This window comes from Butyrivibrio sp. Su6, from assembly GCF_900108105.1.
Lineage (GTDB): Bacteria > Bacillota > Clostridia > Lachnospirales > Lachnospiraceae > Butyrivibrio.
Genome location: NZ_FNUR01000005.1, coordinates 12,896 through 31,920, shown reverse-complemented (window position 1 = coordinate 31,920; position 19,025 = coordinate 12,896). Strand labels below are relative to the sequence as shown.

Annotated in this window: 18 protein-coding genes; 16 read left to right on the top strand and 2 right to left on the bottom strand. The window is 41.2% G+C overall.

Translation table 11 applies throughout. The features are described 5' to 3' along the window. Positions 1-135: 135 nt before the first annotated feature. The 4 genes from cysK to C4S54_RS07250 all read left to right on the top strand — a co-directional run bounded on the left by cysK (position 136) and on the right by C4S54_RS07250 (position 4,552). Positions 136-1,071 carry a cysteine synthase A gene (cysK, locus tag C4S54_RS07265; RefSeq protein WP_103868937.1) on the top strand — a complete coding sequence of 312 codons (936 nt, stop codon included), beginning with the start codon at positions 136-138 and terminating at the stop codon, positions 1,069-1,071. Between the two features lie 94 nt (positions 1,072-1,165). Next, entirely contained in the window at positions 1,166-2,353 is a 1,188-nt protein-coding gene (locus C4S54_RS07260; protein WP_103868936.1) for a MalY/PatB family protein, read from the top strand. Between the two features lie 37 nt (positions 2,354-2,390). Beyond that, entirely contained in the window at positions 2,391-3,563 is a 1,173-nt protein-coding gene (locus C4S54_RS07255) for a trans-sulfuration enzyme family protein (RefSeq protein WP_103869066.1), read from the top strand. 92 nt (positions 3,564-3,655) lie between these two features. Next, positions 3,656-4,552 (top strand): LysR family transcriptional regulator, encoded by an 897-nt coding sequence (locus tag C4S54_RS07250; protein WP_103868935.1) that lies wholly within the window; start codon positions 3,656-3,658, stop codon positions 4,550-4,552. Between the two features lie 62 nt (positions 4,553-4,614). On the opposite strand, the gene C4S54_RS07245 is transcribed toward C4S54_RS07250, so the two are convergent. Further along, positions 4,615-4,968 carry a PilZ domain-containing protein gene (locus C4S54_RS07245; RefSeq protein WP_160110720.1) on the bottom strand — a complete coding sequence of 118 codons (354 nt, stop codon included), beginning with the start codon at positions 4,966-4,968 and terminating at the stop codon, positions 4,615-4,617. 162 nt (positions 4,969-5,130) lie between these two features. Here C4S54_RS07245 and C4S54_RS07240 point away from each other — a divergent pair, with 162 nt between their 5' ends. The 12 genes from C4S54_RS07240 (at position 5,131) to C4S54_RS16105 (ending at position 18,567) form a co-directional block, all read left to right on the top strand. Next, positions 5,131-6,315, top strand: a complete 1,185-nt coding sequence (locus C4S54_RS07240; RefSeq protein WP_103868933.1) for a nucleotide sugar dehydrogenase — start codon at positions 5,131-5,133, stop codon at positions 6,313-6,315. Between the two features lie 445 nt (positions 6,316-6,760). Beyond that, on the top strand, positions 6,761-7,777 hold the full coding sequence (gene trpD, locus C4S54_RS07235; RefSeq protein ID WP_103868932.1) for an anthranilate phosphoribosyltransferase: 1,017 nt from the start codon (positions 6,761-6,763) through the stop codon (positions 7,775-7,777). Positions 7,778-7,803: 26 nt separating this feature from the next. Beyond that, positions 7,804-8,583 carry an indole-3-glycerol phosphate synthase TrpC gene (gene trpC / locus C4S54_RS07230; protein WP_103868931.1) on the top strand — a complete coding sequence of 260 codons (780 nt, stop codon included), beginning with the start codon at positions 7,804-7,806 and terminating at the stop codon, positions 8,581-8,583. A 13-nt stretch (positions 8,584-8,596) separates the two neighbouring features. After that, positions 8,597-9,205 (top strand): phosphoribosylanthranilate isomerase, encoded by a 609-nt coding sequence (locus C4S54_RS07225; RefSeq protein WP_103868930.1) that lies wholly within the window; start codon positions 8,597-8,599, stop codon positions 9,203-9,205. Between the two features lie 22 nt (positions 9,206-9,227). Beyond that, entirely contained in the window at positions 9,228-10,418 is a 1,191-nt protein-coding gene (gene trpB, locus C4S54_RS07220) for a tryptophan synthase subunit beta (protein WP_103868929.1), read from the top strand. Next, entirely contained in the window at positions 10,411-11,178 is a 768-nt protein-coding gene (trpA, locus tag C4S54_RS07215) for a tryptophan synthase subunit alpha (protein WP_103868928.1), read from the top strand. Before trpB ends, trpA begins: the two co-directional genes overlap by 8 nt. Positions 11,179-11,207: 29 nt before the next feature. Then, positions 11,208-12,674, top strand: a complete 1,467-nt coding sequence (gene trpE / locus C4S54_RS07210) for an anthranilate synthase component I (RefSeq protein ID WP_103868927.1) — start codon at positions 11,208-11,210, stop codon at positions 12,672-12,674. After that, complete coding sequence (locus C4S54_RS07205) at positions 12,671-13,237, top strand: anthranilate synthase component II (RefSeq protein ID WP_103868926.1); 567 nt, start codon at positions 12,671-12,673, stop codon at positions 13,235-13,237. Before trpE ends, C4S54_RS07205 begins: the two co-directional genes overlap by 4 nt. Positions 13,238-13,304: 67 nt before the next feature. Next, positions 13,305-14,072: a ZIP family metal transporter gene (locus C4S54_RS07200; protein ID WP_103868925.1), complete on the top strand. Its 768-nt coding sequence runs from the start codon at positions 13,305-13,307 to the stop codon at positions 14,070-14,072. Between the two features lie 80 nt (positions 14,073-14,152). Next, positions 14,153-14,848 (top strand): response regulator transcription factor, encoded by a 696-nt coding sequence (locus C4S54_RS07195; RefSeq protein ID WP_103868924.1) that lies wholly within the window; start codon positions 14,153-14,155, stop codon positions 14,846-14,848. After that, the gene (locus C4S54_RS07190; RefSeq protein ID WP_103868923.1) at positions 14,845-16,098 is read left to right on the top strand and encodes a sensor histidine kinase; all 1,254 of its coding nucleotides are present in this window, start codon (positions 14,845-14,847) and stop codon (positions 16,096-16,098) included. Before C4S54_RS07195 ends, C4S54_RS07190 begins: the two co-directional genes overlap by 4 nt. Positions 16,099-16,182: 84 nt before the next feature. Beyond that, positions 16,183-18,567, top strand: coding sequence for a hypothetical protein (locus C4S54_RS16105; protein WP_200821052.1), 2,385 nt, complete (start codon positions 16,183-16,185; stop codon positions 18,565-18,567). 67 nt (positions 18,568-18,634) lie between these two features. On the opposite strand, the gene trxA is transcribed toward C4S54_RS16105, so the two are convergent. Further along, complete coding sequence (gene trxA / locus C4S54_RS07180) at positions 18,635-18,952, bottom strand: thioredoxin (RefSeq protein ID WP_103868922.1); 318 nt, start codon at positions 18,950-18,952, stop codon at positions 18,635-18,637. Positions 18,953-19,025 lie beyond the last annotated feature (73 nt).

Genomic DNA, 19,025 nt, shown 5'->3' with positions numbered 1-19,025 from the left:
TCCGGGATGATAAGTAACCTTTAACCCTGCCTATAACCTTTGTTTAATTTCACTTTATTTTTTTCTGTGCTAATATCAATTTATCAAAACAAACAAAGAACACAAATACATTAAGAATATATGGAGGAAATCATCATGGCAGACATCAAAGAAAGCGCATTAGAACTCATTGGGGGAACACCACTTCTTAAACTTAACAATTACAGCAAAAAGGCAGGAGCTACAAATGCAACACTTCTTGCCAAGCTTGAATACTTAAATCCAGCCGGATCAGTAAAAGACAGAGTTGCTCTTAGCATGATCGAAGATGCTGAAAAGAGCGGAAAGCTTAAACCAGGAGCTACAATTATCGAGCCTACTTCAGGAAATACCGGAATCGGTCTTGCAGCAGTTGCAGCAGCAAAGGGATACAGAGCAATCCTTACACTTCCTGACACAATGAGCGTAGAGAGAAGAAATCTTCTTAAGGCTTATGGCGCAGAGATCGTTCTTACAGAAGGCGCAAAGGGAATGAAGGGAGCCATTGCAAAGGCTGATGAATTAAACGGTCAGATCGAAGGTTCAATCATTCTTGGACAGTTTGTAAACCCTGCAAATCCTGCAGTTCACAAAGCTACAACAGGTCCTGAGATCTGGAAGCAGACAGATGGAAAAGTAGACATCTTCGTAGCAGGTGTAGGTACAGGCGGAACAATTACAGGTGTAGGCGAATACTTAAAAGAGCAGAATCCTGATGTGAAGATCGTTGCTGTAGAGCCAGCTACAAGCCCTGTACTTTCAAAGGGTGAGGCCGGTGCACATAAGATTCAGGGAATTGGCGCAGGATTTGTTCCTGATACACTTAACACAAAAGTTTACGATGAAGTAATTGCAATCGATAACGATGATGCTTTTGCAGAAGGCAAGAAATTTGCAATTTCAGAAGGAATCCTTGTTGGTATTTCATCAGGCGCAGCACTTAAGGCTGCTACAATCTTAGCAAACAGGGAAGAAAACAAGGGAAAGAATATCGTAGTTCTTTTACCTGATTCCGGTGACAGATACTTGTCAACACCATTATTTGCCGACTAATGGTTTTGCTTCATAATAATCTTCTTTCAAATATTGCTCCGGGGCTCATTTGCTTCGGAGCAATAATCATAATCAGAAATGGTAAAAAGAGCGCATGGGAAAATATAACTTTGATGAAATAATAGCAAGAAAAGGCACAAGCAGCCTTAAGTTTGATTTTGGACCGGAGAGAAAAGGAAGGGATGATCTGCTTCCACTGTGGGTTGCAGATATGGATTTTAAGCTTCCTGAAGAGATACTTTCGGATATTCAGAAAAGAGTAGCGCATGGGATATTCGGATACACAGATCCTAAGGATGCTTATAAAGCTTCACTAAGACACTGGTTTGAAAAAAGACATGGCTTTGTAATAGAGGATGACTGGAATACCATAGAACCTGGCATGGTTCATTCCATTTCGCTTGCCATAAGGGCTTTCACTAAGCCTGGGGATGCTGTCCTTATCCAGCAGCCGGTTTATTATCCTTTTATGGAATCAATAGCTTTAAATGGCCGAAAAGTGGTCAACAACCAGCTTGTATATAAAGACGGGCACTATGAGATTGATTTTGATGACTTTGAAAAAAAGATAGTTTCAGAGGATGTAAAGATGTTTATTCTTTGCAGTCCTCACAATCCTGTGGGAAGAGTCTGGACAAAAGAAGAACTGCAAAAAATGGCAGATATTTGCCTTAAAAGAAATATATATGTTTTTTCTGACGAAATACATTCAGACTTTGTGTATAGTGGTCATAAGCATGTTTCCTACATTACCCTTGGGGACAAGTATTGGAAGCGCCTTATTTTGGGAACTGCCCCAAGCAAAACTTTCAATATAGCAGGACTTCAGCTTGCCAATATAATTATTCCGGATGAAGAGACCAGAGCTGTTTTTAAAAGAGAAAACGAGGCAGCAGGCTATAGTCAGGGAAATGTCCTTGCTATGACAGCAACAGCTTCTGCCTATACAAAGGGCGAGGAGTGGCTTGATGAGCTTATCTGTTACCTTGAGGGGAATGTCAATTATCTGAGGAGCTTTTTAAAAGAGAATCTTCCGGAGGTTAAGCTCATTGAACCGGAAGGAACTTACCTTGTATGGCTCGATTTTTCAGGTATTACAGATGACCCAAAAGAACTTGAAAAGCTTATAGTTGATGAAGCGAAGTTATGGCTTGACTCCGGAGCGATCTTTGGAAAAGAGACAGCTCTTTTTGAAAGAATTAATATAGCATGCCCAAGGGCAGTGCTTGAGCAGGCTCTTTGGCAGCTATATAAGGCAGTAGAGAAGCATGGAAAAGCATGATGGATTGACGGATATTTTAATGAGAGGATATGAAAAAATGGATTGTAGTGGTTGTAACAAATGTACAGAAGTTAGATGCAGCATAGAGACTAAGTGCCAGCAGCTTGATAGAAATCTTATGGACAAATGGGGAGCTATAAGCTATCCGATCTATCAGACGGCAACTTTTGCCCATGACGGATTTGGGCAGAGCACGGGCTATGATTATACCAGAATGCAGAATCCTACCAGGCAGCAGCTTGAGTCAATTGTTGCCTATCTTGAAAATGGAAAAGATGCATTGGCTTTTTCTAGCGGAATGGCAGCAATTGCTACTGTTATGGAGCTTTTTAAGCCGGGAGATCACTTTATTATTGATGAGGATCTCTATGGAGGAAGCATCAGACTTTTTAACGAGATCAGCAAAAAGAACGGGCTCACTTATACCGCAATAAGTTTAAGTACCGAGGATATCACACCTTATATAACTGAGAATACAAAGGCAGTATATCTTGAGACGCCAACCAATCCTATGATGAATGTTACTGATATCAGGAAGCTTTCAAAGATTACTAAGGAACATGGCCTTCTTCTTATAGTAGACAATACATTTTTGTCTCCTTATTTCCAGAATCCCCTTAATCTCGGGGCTGACATTGTGGTTCATTCAGGAACCAAGTTCCTTGGAGGTCATCACGATACTATTGGAGGTTTTGTTGTTGTTAAGGACGAGGAACTTGATGAGAGACTTCGCTTTATCTATAAAACCACAGGAGCGGGACTTTCACCTTTTGACAGTTGGCTTATCCTTCGCGGTATCAGGACTTTGGCGGTAAGACTTGACAGAGCACAGCAGAATGCCCTTGAACTTGCGCAGTTTCTAAAGGAACAGGACCATGTCACAAGGGTTATTTATCCGGGACTTCCAGAACATCCGGGATATGAGATTATGAAAAAGCAGGCAAGGGGCTTTGGTGCAATGCTTACTTTTGAAGTGGACTCAGCAGAATTTGCCAAAAAGATACTTAATAATGTTCAGCTAATTTACTTTGCAGAGAGTCTTGGGGGAACGGAAACTCTGATAACTTATCCTATTACTCAGACTCACGCAGATGTGCCAAAAGAGCTTTTGGAGAAGAATGGAATAAATGACAGAGTGCTCAGACTTTCAGTGGGTATTGAAGGAATAAGAGACTTAAAAGCGGAACTTACAAGAGTTTTTTCAATCTAAATACAGCATTTATCTCTAAAAAAATATGTTGTGACATAGAGTGATTGTGGTATGATATAGCAGTACTTTTATACTTTAAAGGAGTAATGTGTATGACCATACTACAGCTAAAATATGTGATCGCTATTGACGAAGAGTGCTCCATGAGAAAAGCAGCAGACAGGCTCTATGTATCCCAGCCTGGTCTTTCAAGTGCTGTAAGGGACTTAGAGAGCGAGATTGGTATTCAGATCTTTGAGAGAGTACATAACGGAGTGGTTACAACGGCAGCAGGTTCATCTTTTATTGCTTATGCAAGGAATGCTGTTGAGCAGTTTGAGAAGGTTGAAAATAAATATTTGAATGCAGGCAGTCACAGGCAGACCTTTGCAGTATCAATGCAGCATTACACAATAGCTGTAAACGCTTTTATTGACACAGTAAAAGAGTTTGATCTTGAGGAGTATCAGTATTCAATAAAAGAGACACAGACCAGCGAAGTAATTGAAGATGTGAAGACATTAAAGAGTGAAGTTGGCGTTATAGCTCTCTCAGATTTTAACAAGAATACTTTCAAAAAAGTATTTGCAGATGCTTCAATTGAGTTCCATGATCTTTTTACAAGAGATACATATGTATATCTTCGTAAGGACCATCCACTTGCTTCTGAAGATGAGATATCCCTCGAACAGCTGCAGGATTATCCATGTATGGTATTTGATCAGGGAGACAATACTTCTTTTTACTACAGGGAAGAGGCACTTGCTACCTACGATTACAAAAAGGTTATCAGCACCAATGAAAGAGCTACTTCAATAGAGCTAATGCTTGGACTTAACGGCTATGCTGTTGGTGCCGCGATGCTCGGTGACAGCTTAAATGATTCTGAACTTACTGCAGTTAAGTTAAAAGAGGAAGAGAAGCTCACTTTTGGATATATAACCAGAAAAGGCAGTGAACTTAGTGAAATGGGAAAGGCTTTTGTCAAAAAGCTTGAAGCCTATAAGTAGAAAATAAAAATCCCTTATTTATCGTGACCATCACTTTGGGGCGGATAAATAAGGGATTTGTTTTATTTTTCGCCAAGCTTTGCTTTTTCGTCCTCAATGATCTCATAGACATCGATACGCTGCTTAAGATCCTCTGGCATTCCGATGAACAATCCGCCATAATGGTATCCGTCTTCATCGACATTGGCTCTGACGATCTTTATAAATACATGCAGAACTTCTTTTGTCCAGATGGCCAGATTAGCTTCATAGTTGTCGCCGATGGCAAGCTGTTTGTCTGTAACAAAACCTACTCCGACACTTGATGCGTCAGTGATCTTGATATCAACTGTCTCTCCATTATCTGGACCGCCTACTTCTTTGATGATAATTTCGCCGGTAAGGTCAAGTCTTCTACTACGTCTTTTTTCTTCCATAATTACCCCCGTATATTGGTATGAGAATGAAATAACGCATCTTTTTATATGATTCATTATACACTATTTATCGTGATAAGTGAAATTGTAATGAATGGGCCGCTGGTGTATAATAAGAGCTGCTTTTATATTTGAGAGCATAACATTTTTAAGGAGATCAAAATGAAAATTGCAGTAGTTGGAACAGGCTATGTCGGCCTTTCTAATTCCATTTTATTATCACAATACAATGAAGTTGTTGCCGTTGACGTTATTCAGGAAAAAGTTGATATGGTCAACAACAGAAAATCACCTATAGTAGACAAGGAGATAGAGGAGTATCTTGCAAATAAGACGCTTAATCTTTTTGCTACAACAGATGCATCATCAGCTTATGATGGAGCTGATTTTGTAATTGTTTCTACACCTACAAATTACGATGAAAAGATGAATTACTTTGATACTTCATCTGTTTTGTCAGTTGTTGAGCAGGTAAGAAAAGAGAATCCGGATGCTTATATAGTTATCAAATCAACTATCCCTGTAGGATATACTGAGGAGCTTATGGAAGAGTTCAATACAGACCATATTATGTTCTCACCTGAGTTCTTAAGAGAGGGGCATGCTCTGTACGATAATCTCTATCCATCAAGGATTATTGTTGGTTACAACACAGACAGCGAGGAAGCAGAACAGAAGGCTCATCTTTTTGCAGGAATGCTTAAACAGGGCGCTCTTAAAGAAGATGTTCAGACTCTGTTCATGAATACTACTGAGGCAGAATGTGTTAAGCTTTTTGCCAATACATTCCTTGCTCTTCGTGTTTCATACTTTAATGAGCTTGACACATACGCAGAGGTTAGAGGACTCAACACCAGAAATATCATCGATGGTGTCTGCCTTGATCCCAGAATTGGCAATTTCTATAACAACCCTTCTTTTGGTTACGGTGGATACTGTCTTCCAAAGGATACCAAGCAGCTTCTTGCCAACTATGAGGATGTTCCCAATAACCTTATCAGCGCGATAGTTGAGGCCAACAGAACCAGAAAAGATTTCATTGCTGACAGAATATGGGCTCTTCAGCCAAAAAAAGTTGGTGTTTACAGACTTACCATGAAGGCAGGCTCAGATAACTTCAGACAGTCAGCTATTCAGGGAATCATGAAGAGAATCAAATCCAGAGGCATTGAGTGTGTGGTTTATGAGCCAACACTTAAGGATGATTCATTCTTCAATTCAAAGGTTGAAAGAAACCTCGAGACCTTTAAGAAAGAGTGCGATTACATCATTGCGAACAGAATCACACCTGACCTTGAAGATGTAGTGGATAAGGTATACACAAGAGATCTTTTTGGTAATGAGTAAAAAGTTTTCAGACTTTTTTATAAAAATGCATTGACGCGTAGGAACAATCGTAGTAATATTTTATCAATTTAATAATTTAAACCAGTGAAGCGGAAGAAAAAGCGCATTTTGCACCGAAAGAATTATCTTTCCAGAGAGTCCGGGATGGTGGAAGCCGGATGGTCGCGGGGCGCGTGGATGAGCACTTGTCCTTATATGGCCCGCTGAGGGCATGGGGAAAAAGAAACTAGTTTCTCTAGTATCCGTGACGTGAGGCTTACGTTAGTAGTCGGGGATATGTAGGTATCCTGCAAGAGCACGAAGTCATTTTCGTGAATCAAGGTGGCACCGCGGATAGTGTATAAATATTCGTCCTTGACAGAAAACAATAGGTTTTTCTGTCAAGGACTTTTCTTTTGCGTGAAAAGCAGAGCCCTTGGCAGAGGCAACGAGAGGAGAATGCAAAATGATCAAAGAAGCAATCGTAAAAATCGTAAACAAAGAGGACTTATCTTATGACGAAGCCTACTCAGTAATGAATGAGATCATGAGCGGTGAGACTACACCTACTCAGAATGCGGCTTTTCTTGCAGCTCTTTCTACTAAGAGCGCAAGGGCAGAGACAACTGATGAAATTGCAGGTTGTGCTGCAGCCATGAGAGATCATGCTACAAGAGTAGATACAGGTATGGATGTGCTCGAGATCGTAGGGACAGGTGGAGACAATGCAGGAAGCTTTAACATCTCTACTACAACAGCCATCATTGCAGCAGCAGCCGGAATCAAGGTTGCAAAGCACGGAAACAGAGCAGCGTCATCACTGTGCGGAACTGCAGACTGCCTTGAAGCACTTGGAGTTAATATCGATCAGAGTCCTGACAAGTGTATTGAGCTTTTAAAAGAGGCAGGAATGTGCTTCTTCTTTGCTCAAAAGTACCACACATCAATGAAGTATGTTGGTGCTATCAGAAAGGAACTTGGCTTCAGAACAGTGTTCAATATCCTTGGACCTTTGACTAATCCGGCATCACCTAAGATGCAGCTTCTTGGAGTATATGACGACTATCTTGTTGAGCCTTTAGCTCAGGTACTTGTAAACCTTGGCATCAAGCGCGGAATGGTTGTATATGGAATGGACAAGCTCGATGAGATCTCACTTTCAGCTCCAACCAAGATTTGTGAGATAAATGATGGATGGTATAAGACATTCACCATAAAGCCTGAAGACTTCGGTTTTGAGACTTGCGATAAAAATGATCTCAAGGGTGGAACACCACAGGAAAATGCCAAGATCACTCTTGATATCTTAAGCGGAGTTAAGGGGCACAAGAGAAATGCAGTTCTTTTAAATGCTGGAGCAGCTCTTTATATCGGAGGCAAGGCACAGTCCATGGCAGATGGAGTAAAGCTTGCAGCCGACATAATTGATTCAGGTAAGGCAAAAGAGACACTGGAGAAGATCATAGAAGTCAGCAATAGATAAAAAGAGCAATGAACCGGGAGCCAAAGATGAATATCTTAGAAGAAATTGCAGAGTACACAAAGACAAGAATTGAAGAAGAAAAAAAGATAAAGCCCTTTGAAGAAGTAAAAAAGAAGGCGCTGTCACTTCCAAAGGGAGATTTTTCTTTTGAGAAGGCACTGAAAAAAGAAGGAATTTCTTTTATCTGCGAATGTAAAAAGGCATCTCCCTCAAAGGGAATAATAGCAGAGGAGTTTCCTTACGTTCAGATAGCCATGGACTATGAGAAGGCCGGGGCAGACGCGATATCTGTCCTGACTGAGCCCAAGTGGTTTCTTGGGAAGAATGAGTATCTGAAGGAGATATCAGAGAAGGTCAGTATTCCTATCATTCGAAAGGACTTTACAGTTGATGAGTACATGATCTATGAAGCCAGGATATTAGGGGCATCGGCAGTTCTTTTGATAGTATCGATACTTTCTGAAAGCCGGATAAAAGAGTACTTGAATATCTGTGATGAACTTGGTATTTCAGCAATCGTTGAGTGCCACGACGAAAAAGAAATTGAGACAGCCCTTAAGGCAGGCGCCCGGATCATTGGAGTAAACAACAGAAACCTAAAGGACTTTAGCGTTGATATAAGTCTTGGAAAAAGATTAAGGGATATGGTTCCAAAAGATCTGGTCTTTGTTTCAGAAAGCGGCATTAAGTCAAATGAAGACATAAAAGCGCTCAAGGAAATAGGGACTGATGCAGTCCTTGTAGGTGAAACGCTTATGAGAGCAGAAGATAAAAGTAAGGCTTTGGCGACACTTAAAGGAGCCTGAAGAGAGAAGAGAAATGACTAAGATTAAACTTTGCGGACTTAAAAAGAAGGAAGACATTGCTTCCGCAAATATATTTAAACCTGATTTCATCGGGTTTGTATTTTGGAAAAAGAGTAAGCGCTATGTTGATCCTGAGACAGCGAGGGACCTTAAGAATGGCCTAAACAAAGAGATAAAGGCAGTTGGCGTTTTTGTAGATGAGGATTCTGACGAAATAATAAGGCTGATAGGTGAAAAGGTCATAGATGTGATACAGCTTCATGGTCACGAGAATGAGAGCTATATAAGGCATTTGAGACTCCACACGGATAAGCCAATAATCAAGGCGTTTATCATAAAAAATGAAGAGGATATTGGTATTGCCAATGAAAGCATAGCGGACTATGTGCTCTTAGATGCAGGGCTCGGAGAAGGGAAGAACTTTGACTGGGAGCTACTTAAAAATGTTAACAGACCATTCTTCTTGGCGGGAGGTCTTTTCCCTGAAAATGTCAAAGAGGTGGTACTTAAGATAAAGCCTTTCGGAGTTGATGTGAGCTCCGGGATAGAGACGGACGGACATAAGGATGCTTCCAAAATGGGGAGCTTTGTAGCAAACGTAAGACTTGCAGCGCAGCTGTGAAAAGAGATTTAAGGAGTAGACAATGGAAAATACAAAGGGAAGATTTGGAGTTCACGGAGGTCAGTATATTCCTGAGACTTTGATGAATGCGGTAATTGAACTTGAAAATGCATACAACAGATTTAAGGACGATCCTGAGTTTAACAGGGAATTGACAGAGCTCTTAAATGAGTACGCAGGCCGCCCTTCAAGGCTTTACTATGCTGAGAAAATGACAAAAGACCTGGGCGGAGCAAAAATCTATCTAAAGAGAGAAGATTTAAATCATACCGGCGCCCATAAGATCAACAATGTTTTAGGTCAGGCACTTCTTGCCAAAAAGATGGGTAAGACAAGACTTATCGCAGAAACGGGCGCAGGTCAGCACGGCGTTGCAACTGCCACAGCCGCAGCCCTTATGGGGATGGAATGTGTAGTATTCATGGGAGAAGAGGACACAAAGAGGCAGGCACTCAACGTCTACAAAATGAAACTCTTAGGAGCAGAAGTCGTGCCTGTTACAACAGGAACTGCAACCTTAAAGGATGCGGTTTCTGAGGCAATGAGAGAGTGGACAAGGCGCATTGATGATACCCATTACTGTCTTGGATCAGTTATGGGGCCACATCCTTTCCCAACTATTGTAAGAGATTTCCAGGCAGTTATTTCAAAAGAGATAAAGGAGCAGATGCTTGAAAAGGAGGGAAGACTTCCTGATGCTGTTGTAGCCTGTGTCGGAGGCGGCTCAAATGCTATAGGATCTTTTTACAATTTCATAGAGGATAAGGAAGTAAGGCTTATCGGCTGTGAGGCTGCCGGAAGGGGAATTGATACTTTTGAAACTGCGGCTACCATAGCTACAGGAAGAGAAGGCATTTTCCACGGAATGAAGTCATATTTCTGCCAGGACGAATATGGACAGATAGCTCCTGTTTATTCTATTTCCGCAGGACTTGATTATCCGGGAGTTGGCCCTGAGCATGCTTACCTTCACGACATAGGAAGAGCAGAGTATGTGCCTGTTACAGACGATGAAGCTGTTAATGCTTTTGAATATATGTCAAAGACAGAAGGCATCATTCCGGCTATAGAATCTTCACATGCTGTAGCTTACGGAATGAAGCTGGCAAAAGAACTTTCACAGGACAAGATAATAGTGATAACAATTTCAGGAAGAGGCGACAAGGACTGCGCAGCAATCGCCCGCTACAGAGGGGAGGATATCAATGAGTAACATAAAAAAAGCTTTTGAAAACGGAAAGGCATTTATTCCATTTATAACCTGTGGAGACCCTAATCTTGAGACCACAAAGGCCTGCATATATGAAATGGTAAAGGCAGGCGCTGACCTTATTGAGCTGGGAATTCCATTTTCAGATCCAACAGCCGAAGGCCCTGTTATCCAGGAGGCTAATGTGAGAGCTCTTTTAGCAGGGACTACTACAGACAAGATATTCGACATGGTAAAAGAGGTAAGAGAAACGGTCAGCGTGCCTATGACTTTCATGACTTATGCCAATGTAGTCTATTCCTATGGGGCTGAACGATTCATATCAAAATGCAGGGAGGTTGGGATTGACGGTCTTGTACTTCCGGATATTCCTTTTGAAGAGAAGGGCGAGTTTATAGACTTGTGCAACAAATATGACGTTGACCTTGTTTCACTTATAGCACCTACATCTGCAGACAGGATATCCATGATCGCCAAAGAGGCAAAGGGCTATATTTACCTTGTATCAAGCCTTGGAGTAACAGGAACCAGAACAGAGATAACAACTGACCTTGATTCTATTGTAAAAGTCATCAGGGACAATACTGATGTTCCATGTGCCATAGGCTTTGGAATATCGACTCCTGAGCAGGCTGCTAAAATGGCTTCTGTTTCGGACGGTGCCATTGTAGGTTCCGCTATCATCAAGCTCATTAAAGAGCATGGAAAAGATGCGCCCAAGGTGGTTGGAGAGTACGTACGGAAAATGAAGGAAGCTGTGTAGAGCAAAAGCATACATATGGAGAAGACGACATGAAGATATTTCCAAGCTATGAACAGGTAAAAGAAATCGCGAGGGAAGGAAAGTATAAGGTTGTTCCGATCAGCACCGAGATCCTTTCTGATTTCACGACACCAATAGAGACTCTAAAGAGACTAAAAAACGTATCAAAGCACTGCTACATGCTTGAGTCTGCAAGTGCAGATATGAAATGGGGAAGATATACATTCCTTGGATATGAACCAAAGCTTTCCATCACTTGTATGGATGGCGAGATCAAGGTAGGAAGCCTTGCTATAAAAAGTGATAATCCATCAGATTATATAAGGCAGATATTAGATGATTACAAAAGCCCAAGACTTGAAAGGCTGCCTTCATTTACCGGCGGCCTTGTGGGATATTTTGCCTATGATTATTTAAAGTACAGTGAGCCTGAGACAAAGGTAAAAGTAGAGGATTCAGAGGGCTTTTTTGACGCAGATCTTATGCTTTTTGATAAGGTAATTGCCTTTGATCATGTAAAGCAGAAAATTGTTGTAATAGTAAATATGTTCCTGAATGATGAGGAAGAGGGTTACAATAGCGCTGTAGCTTCCATTGAAAACCTTGTAAAGCTCATCCGTACAGGTGAAAAGAAAGAAAAGCAATCAGGAAGACTTTTGGGAGATGTGACAGCTCTTTTTACCAAAGATGAGTACTGCAGCATGGTTGAAAAGGCAAAGGGCTACATCAGGGAGGGCGATATTTTCCAGATAGTTCTATCTAACAGGCTTTCTGCCCCATTTGAAGGAAGCCTTCTTGATACCTACAGAGTGCTTAGAACAGTGAATCCATCGCCTTATATGTTCTATTTTTCAGGGTCGGATATAGAGGTTGCAGGGGCTTCTCCTGAGACCCTGGTAAAGCTTGAAGATGGCGTGCTTCACACATTCCCTTTGGCGGGAACCAGGAAAAGAGGCGCCACAGAAAGTGAGGATATTGAGCTTGAAAAAGAGCTTATTGCAGATGAGAAAGAGCTTGCAGAGCACAACATGCTTGTGGACCTTGGCCGCAATGATATAGGAAAGATAAGCAAATTTGGAACTGTGGAAGTTGAAAAGCTCAGAGAAGTTGTGAGGTTTTCCCATGTTATGCATATTGGCTCAACAGTTAAGGGAATAATAAGAGATGATAGGGATGCCTTAAATGCCATAGAATCAGTGCTTCCTGCGGGTACTTTATCCGGTGCGCCCAAAATAAGAGCCTGCCAGCTTATTGGAGAACTTGAGAACAATAAAAGGGGCATATATGGCGGCGCCATTGGTTATATTGATTTTACCGGAAATATGGATACCTGCATTGCTATCAGGATCCTTTATAAGAAAAATGGCAAAGTTTTTGTAAGGAGCGGAGCAGGGATAGTAGCAGATTCAGTTCCTGAGAATGAATATGAGGAGTGCCTTAACAAGGCAAAGGCCTGTCTTTCAGCCCTTAATCTGGCACAGGAGGAAGAACTATGATCTTACTTATCGATAATTACGACAGCTTTTCTTACAACCTGTATCAGTATGTTGGAGAGATAAATCCGGATATTAAAGTTATCCGAAATGATGAAAAGACAATTGAAGAGATTAGGGCTATGAAGCCAAGCCACATCATTCTTTCACCGGGGCCGGGGAGACCTGAAAATGCCGGTGTGATAATTGACGTGGTAAAAGAGCTCTCGGGTGAATTCCCTATTCTTGGCGTATGCCTCGGGCATCAGGCAATCTGCGCAGCCTTTGGGGCTGAAATCACCTATGCAAACAGACTCATGCATGGCAAACAGTCGCTCACAGAGCTTGATGTCACATCCCCTATATTTTCAGGATGTGATGAAAAGACTAATGTAGCAAGGTATCATTCTCTTGCTGCAAATGAAAAGACATTGCCGGATGAGCTAAAGGTCATTGCAAAAACTGTTGAAGGGGAGATCATGGCAGTAAGTCATGTGTCAAAAGCTGTTTATGGACTTCAGTTTCATCCTGAATCTATTCTGACTCCGGAAGGCAAGAAGATGCTCAAAAACTTTTTGGCATTATGATAAGCTTTAACTTCTTGTTATTGTGCGAATAATAGCGGATAATGGAATAGAATAGGAGGACTGTTTTATGTGGCCAATTATAGTTATTCCGTTTTTAGGAACAAGCTTAGGCGCAGCCTGTGTTTTCTTTTTTAAGAATTCAATTGGTGAGAATCTTCAGAGGGCATTTACAGGGTTTGCTGCTGGAGTCATGGTTTCAGCTTCATTTTTCAGCTTGCTCATTCCTGCGATCGATCAGTCACAAAATCTTGGAAAGCTTGGCTTTTTGCCTGCATCTATAGGATTTGCAGTTGGAATGCTTTTCCTCTTGTGTCTGGATGTACTTGTACCTCATATGCATATGGATAGTAGTGAAGAGGGTGTAAAGTCGGGACTTAAGAGAACGACAAAGCTTGTACTTGCTGTAACTCTTCACAATATTCCCGAAGGAATGGCTGTCGGTGTAGTATGTGCAGGTTGGCTCTATGGAAGTCAGACAACAAGCTTTTTAGGAGCCTTGTCCCTTGCCATAGGTATCGCTATTCAGAACTTCCCTGAGGGCGCAATTGTGTCGATGCCACTGCTTTCCGAGGGTGAATCCAAAGGCAAGACGTTTTTGTATGGTGTATTATCGGGAATAGTTGAGCCTATCGGAGCGCTTTTAGTTGTTATGGCAGCTGGACTGTTTGTGCCATTAATGCCATATTTCTTAAGCTTTGCCGCAGGAGCCATGATCTACGTTGTAGTAGAAGAACTCATACCGGAGATGGCAGAAGGAAAGCACTCTAATATTGGAACCATTTCTTTTGCCCTTGGATTCATCATCATGATGGCTCTCGATGTGGGACTTGGCTGATTAAACTTAACAAAATTCAATCTTTTTTAAAGCTTCATTTAGTATAATATCCTTATAGCAGATATATAAGGAGATACTGGATGAAGCTTTTAATTGTTGAAGATGAAAAAAGAATGGCTGAAGCTGTTTGCGCTATTTTGAAGCAGGAGAAGTATGATGTCGATGCGTATTATGAAGGATTTGGCGGGCTAGAGGCTGCCAGGAGCAATATCTATGACCTGATAATACTTGATGTGATGCTTCCCGGTATGAATGGTTTTGAAATTGCCAGAAACATCAGAAAAGAAGGTATACAGACGCCGGTGCTCATGCTTACTGCAAAGGCTGATACAGATGACAAGGTAGAAGGGCTTGACAGTGGTGCGGATGATTATCTTACAAAGCCCTTTGAGACAAAAGAGCTTCTGGCCAGAATACGCGCTATGCTCAGAAGAAACAATATACAGAGCACGGATGATACAGGAAAGCTATCTGCCGGAGACCTTAAACTTGATCAGGGAAAATCCATGCTCATTAATACTGAAAATGGAATGGATGTCAGACTCTCAGAAAAAGAGCTTCATATCATTGAGATATTTATGACCAATGCGGGCAATATCATAAGTAAAGAGCAGCTGGCAGTAAAAATCTGGGGATATGAAAATGAGGCAGAGTACAATAACGTGGAAGTATATATTTCTTTTACCAGAAAAAAGATCCAGTATCTTGATTCAAAAATGGAGATAAAGGCAGTAAGAGGACTGGGCTATGAACTTCGCCAAAAGGAGACGTCATGATAAGACAAAACATGAGTAAACTTTTGAAGTCATCAAGAAATAAGATAATTGTGACAATCATGGGGGCTTTAGGTCTTATTCTGCTTGGCACGCTGATAATTATTTACTTTACTACTTACAGTGCTGTCTATAGGAACAGTCAGAATATTCTTAAAGTATTTACCAGTGACTACATTAAGGGGAATGGTCCCAAAGGTATTCCTGAGGATAATGCAAAGGTACCTGAGATGAGAATGATTGAAAACTCTTCAGTTATGTACCTTGTTGGTTTTTCGCAGGACGGTGAAGTAACAGATATCATGAATGACGTAAAACCTGTTATGAGTGATGAAGACTTTACGGCACTTGCAAAATCTCTTGTAGACGCCAAAAAGACAAGTGGTGTTATAGGAAGACTTATTTACTGCGTTACGGAAACTGAAGGAAACACCTATGTAGTTATGATGGATAATTCCCTTATCACCAGCAGTATGAAAGCACTTATCTTAAATACTATTATTTTTGGCTTTATAGCGCTTGTCATTTTGTTTTTTGTTTCGTTAAAAGTTGCAGACAAGATAATGCAGCCTATTGACGAAATGTATCAGAAACAAAAGCTTTTTATTTCTGATGCAGGTCATGAACTAAAGACTCCAATATCAACAGTAAGTGCCAATGCAGAGCTATTAGAACGTGAAATAGGGAAAAACAGATGGCTTGACAATATAATATTTGAAAATAAGAGGATGAAAGAGCTTGTAAAGGAGCTGCTTGACCTTTCAAGAACAGAAAATGTAAGTATAGTCAGAGAAGATGTGGACTTGTCTAAGCTTGTAACAGGCGGGATGCTTCCTTTTGATTCTGTTGCTTTTGAGAAAGGTCTTTTGATCGAAAGTGATATAGCTATGGATATCCATGTAATGGGAGATGCAGGCGAACTCGGTAAACTTATTTCTACTCTCATTGATAACGCTATATCTCATGCTGAGATTTCTGAGGCAAAAGAGAAAAATGTAGTGATCAGCCTTTCGCGAAATGAAAAAAATGCTGTTTTTAAAGTTTCCAATCCCGGAAAAGAAATCCCTAAAGAGGACAGAGAAAGGATATTTGAACGCTTTTACAGGACAGACAGTTCCCGTAATCTGAATGGTCATTATGGCCTTGGACTTGCAATAGCTAAGGCAATAGTAATGAACCATAATGGCAGCATAGAAGTTGAGTGCAGGGATGGGATAACAGCTTTTGTTGTCAGGATACCAATTGCCCGATAATACTTTTTTTAAAAATCCTTCAAGCTTTCTTAAAGCTTTATTATTTATCATATGACCATCAGATGAAAACATATGGAGGTCAAAATGAATAGAAAGAAAATTCTTGCACTTATTGCAACAGCAGCTGTTACAGCACAGGTGATAGGCTGTGGCAGTACTGATACAACTACTTCAACTACCAGTGAAGCTACTACCAGTGAAAATACGACAAACTCAGAATCAGAGGAATCTCAAGCAGAAAGTACTGCTGATACTAAAGGAGCAGAGAGTGAAACAAAGGTTTCTTCATTGCAGGCTACTTCACAGGAAGAGAGAGAGCAGATAGAGGCAGCTCTTGATCTGGCAAATAATGAAGAAGTCACCTGGACTTATGATGCTGATGCAGATGCCTGGGTAATGAGTATTGTAACTGCAGTTGCCAATGCGGAAATTGAAGACGAAGAAGGCGTTTCAGTTTGCATTCCCGGAGCATATATCAAGGGAATCGATACAGACGGCGACGGAGCTGCAGATATTACTTCACAAAACTATACTGATGCTGTTCATGGACAACTTGTAATTGATTATGAAGCACAGGTCACAAGCTCTAACGGACAGGTTTATACAGCTTCTACAGCTCCGGTTATTTTAAATACAGGTGCTGCAGGTTATAGCTCTTCAACTAACACCACAGCTGCTACAAGTTATGCTTCAGAGGGCTACATAAATGTTTCCTGCGGTAACAGAGGAAAAAATGATACAGCCACAGATGAAAATGGTGAAGAGTATTACACAGGTGATGCACCATCCTGCCTTGTGGATCAGAAAGCAGCAGCCAGATTTGTAAGATATAATATTCTTCTTGGAAATCTTCCGGGAAGTACACAGTACTGGGTATCTACAGGAGGAAGCGGCGGTGGAGCGCATGCTACAATGTTTGCCGCAACTTCTGACAGTTCAGATTTTTATGACTACCAGGTCGCTGTTGGCGCTGTGGGTGTATATGTAAATGAAGATGGAACATATGACACAACAGTAACGATAGATGGAACAACCTATGATCTCTCTGACGGAGCATGGGGTGCTGTAGCATATTCTCCGATCACTTCACTGTATGAAGCAGATATGGCCATGGCTTTTGAATATTACATGGATGTGGACTATGACTTTAATACTTCATTCCAGGAGCAGATGGCAAAATATCTTTCAGAAGAATACATGGAGTATATCAATGGCCAGAATCTGTCAGTAAATGAAAGTGATGTAGCGCTTGATATCAATGGAGATGGCGATACAGATGATACTATTGCTCTCAGCATCGAATATGATGAGCAGAAATATGCTGATACCAATGGATATGGCGGAACTTATGTAGATTTCTATCTTGCTGAGTTTGAATCTAACCTTCAGTGGTACCTTGATAACCTTGATTATGCTGAAGACTGGACATGGTTTGACAGCGACGGAAATGCTCTTTCTGATGAAGAAGTTGCAGCTATGACTTCCGAAGATAAGGCAAAGGCATTTATAGAAGGCAGATATGCTAAGAGCACGTCCTCAAATGGTGGAATGGGCGGACCTGGTGGAGCACCCGGTAATATGGCTGGCGGCCCTGGTGACATGGCTGGAGGTCCCGGTGGAGAAGGCATGCCAAATGGAGCCGGCGCACCTGGCGGTGATATGAACGGAGAGACCGCAGATGCAGAAGGTGGTACAGAAGACAGAAGCTTTGCCAATTCTGATGTTGCTGCTAACTCAGCAGGAGACACTATGGATGTAGGAACTCCTGATGCAGGAACAACCCAGTCAGCGGGCAGCACAACTGATTCCTCCAACTATGCAACTTATGATGAAATGCTTGCTTCTTATCAGAGCGATGTTGAGGAAGTATATTCCGGCGATAAGTACGGTAATGTTATAGTAGAGCTTTATAATCCGCTTAATTATATCGGCGACACAGATGGCTCAGATCCAGCCTGGATAAGAATGGTCTGCGGAGCAGCTGAAGGTGACATATCAATGTTTAACTCACTTAACCTGCAGCTCGCATTCCTTTCAGCAGGAGTGGATGCAACAATTGAGTGGCAGTGGGATGGTGGACATGTTCCATCTGAAGTACTCGGCGAATCACTTGCCCTTACTGTTGATACAATGTATGGCGAATACGTTGACGGAGCTGTTAAGATCACAAAACAGGCAGCAGAAAAGCAGACAACTAACGGAGATGCAACAGAAGCTACAGGAACTGACATCAGTAGCTGGGTAAACTATGACGATACAACAAATGTTTCATTTACACTTGCTGATGCAGTAAGTTACAGAACAAAGGGAGCAAGTAAATCAACTCCTGGATTTGATGTTATAGATTATGGCCAGGAAGATTATGTCTTTGGCGATTCTGAAACTGATGCAAGACACTGGAGTAAATGGGTACTGAAGGTTCTTGAAGAACATAAAGATGAGTTGGAAGCTCTTTTTAACCAAGGCTAAAGAATGACAAACTAAAACACTCCATCCTGTAATATGCAGGATGGAGTGCTTTAAATTAGAGGAAAAATTATAATAAAGAATCAAGTTTGCTAGCCAAAATATCTGCTGGCATAGCACCGGTAAGTGTATCAACAAGCTCGCCGTTTTTGAACAAAAGGAAACTTGGAATTGACATTATGTTATATTTAGCTGCAAGCTGGTTTTCTTCGTCGGAATTAACCTTACCAACCTTGATCTTTCCATCATATTTCTCTGCCATCTTATCTACGATTGGCATCATCATTTTGCAAGGACCGCACCAGTCTGCGTAGAAATCTACGAGAACAGGGATGTCACTCTTTATAACTTCTTCTTCGAAATTTGCTGCTGTAAATTTATATTCCATAGTGTATTACCTCCGTTTAATCAATCATTTGTTTTCGATAAATTAAATTTAGCACAATTTAATTTGATTGTCA

Excerpts from the sequence above, each read along its gene's own strand:
- C4S54_RS07240 (WP_103868933.1), top strand. The coding sequence starts at position 5,131 with ATGAAAATTGCAGTAGTTGGAACAGGCTATGTCGGCCTTTCTAATTCC.
- C4S54_RS07205 (WP_103868926.1), top strand. The coding sequence starts at position 12,671 with ATGATCTTACTTATCGATAATTACGACAGCTTTTCTTACAACCTGTAT.
- trpC (WP_103868931.1), top strand. The coding sequence starts at position 7,804 with ATGAATATCTTAGAAGAAATTGCAGAGTACACAAAGACAAGAATTGAA.
- trpD (WP_103868932.1), top strand. The coding sequence starts at position 6,761 with ATGATCAAAGAAGCAATCGTAAAAATCGTAAACAAAGAGGACTTATCT.
- C4S54_RS16105 (WP_200821052.1), top strand. The coding sequence starts at position 16,183 with ATGAATAGAAAGAAAATTCTTGCACTTATTGCAACAGCAGCTGTTACA.
- C4S54_RS07225 (WP_103868930.1), top strand. The coding sequence starts at position 8,597 with ATGACTAAGATTAAACTTTGCGGACTTAAAAAGAAGGAAGACATTGCT.
- cysK (WP_103868937.1), top strand. The coding sequence starts at position 136 with ATGGCAGACATCAAAGAAAGCGCATTAGAACTCATTGGGGGAACACCA.
- trxA (WP_103868922.1), bottom strand. The coding sequence starts at position 18,952 with ATGGAATATAAATTTACAGCAGCAAATTTCGAAGAAGAAGTTATAAAG.
- C4S54_RS07260 (WP_103868936.1), top strand. The coding sequence starts at position 1,166 with ATGGGAAAATATAACTTTGATGAAATAATAGCAAGAAAAGGCACAAGC.
- trpA (WP_103868928.1), top strand. The coding sequence starts at position 10,411 with ATGAGTAACATAAAAAAAGCTTTTGAAAACGGAAAGGCATTTATTCCA.
- C4S54_RS07195 (WP_103868924.1), top strand. The coding sequence starts at position 14,153 with ATGAAGCTTTTAATTGTTGAAGATGAAAAAAGAATGGCTGAAGCTGTT.
- C4S54_RS07190 (WP_103868923.1), top strand. The coding sequence starts at position 14,845 with ATGATAAGACAAAACATGAGTAAACTTTTGAAGTCATCAAGAAATAAG.
- trpE (WP_103868927.1), top strand. The coding sequence starts at position 11,208 with ATGAAGATATTTCCAAGCTATGAACAGGTAAAAGAAATCGCGAGGGAA.
- C4S54_RS07245 (WP_160110720.1), bottom strand. The coding sequence starts at position 4,968 with ATGGAAGAAAAAAGACGTAGTAGAAGACTTGACCTTACCGGCGAAATT.
- C4S54_RS07250 (WP_103868935.1), top strand. The coding sequence starts at position 3,656 with ATGACCATACTACAGCTAAAATATGTGATCGCTATTGACGAAGAGTGC.
- C4S54_RS07200 (WP_103868925.1), top strand. The coding sequence starts at position 13,305 with ATGTGGCCAATTATAGTTATTCCGTTTTTAGGAACAAGCTTAGGCGCA.
- C4S54_RS07255 (WP_103869066.1), top strand. The coding sequence starts at position 2,391 with ATGGATTGTAGTGGTTGTAACAAATGTACAGAAGTTAGATGCAGCATA.
- trpB (WP_103868929.1), top strand. The coding sequence starts at position 9,228 with ATGGAAAATACAAAGGGAAGATTTGGAGTTCACGGAGGTCAGTATATT.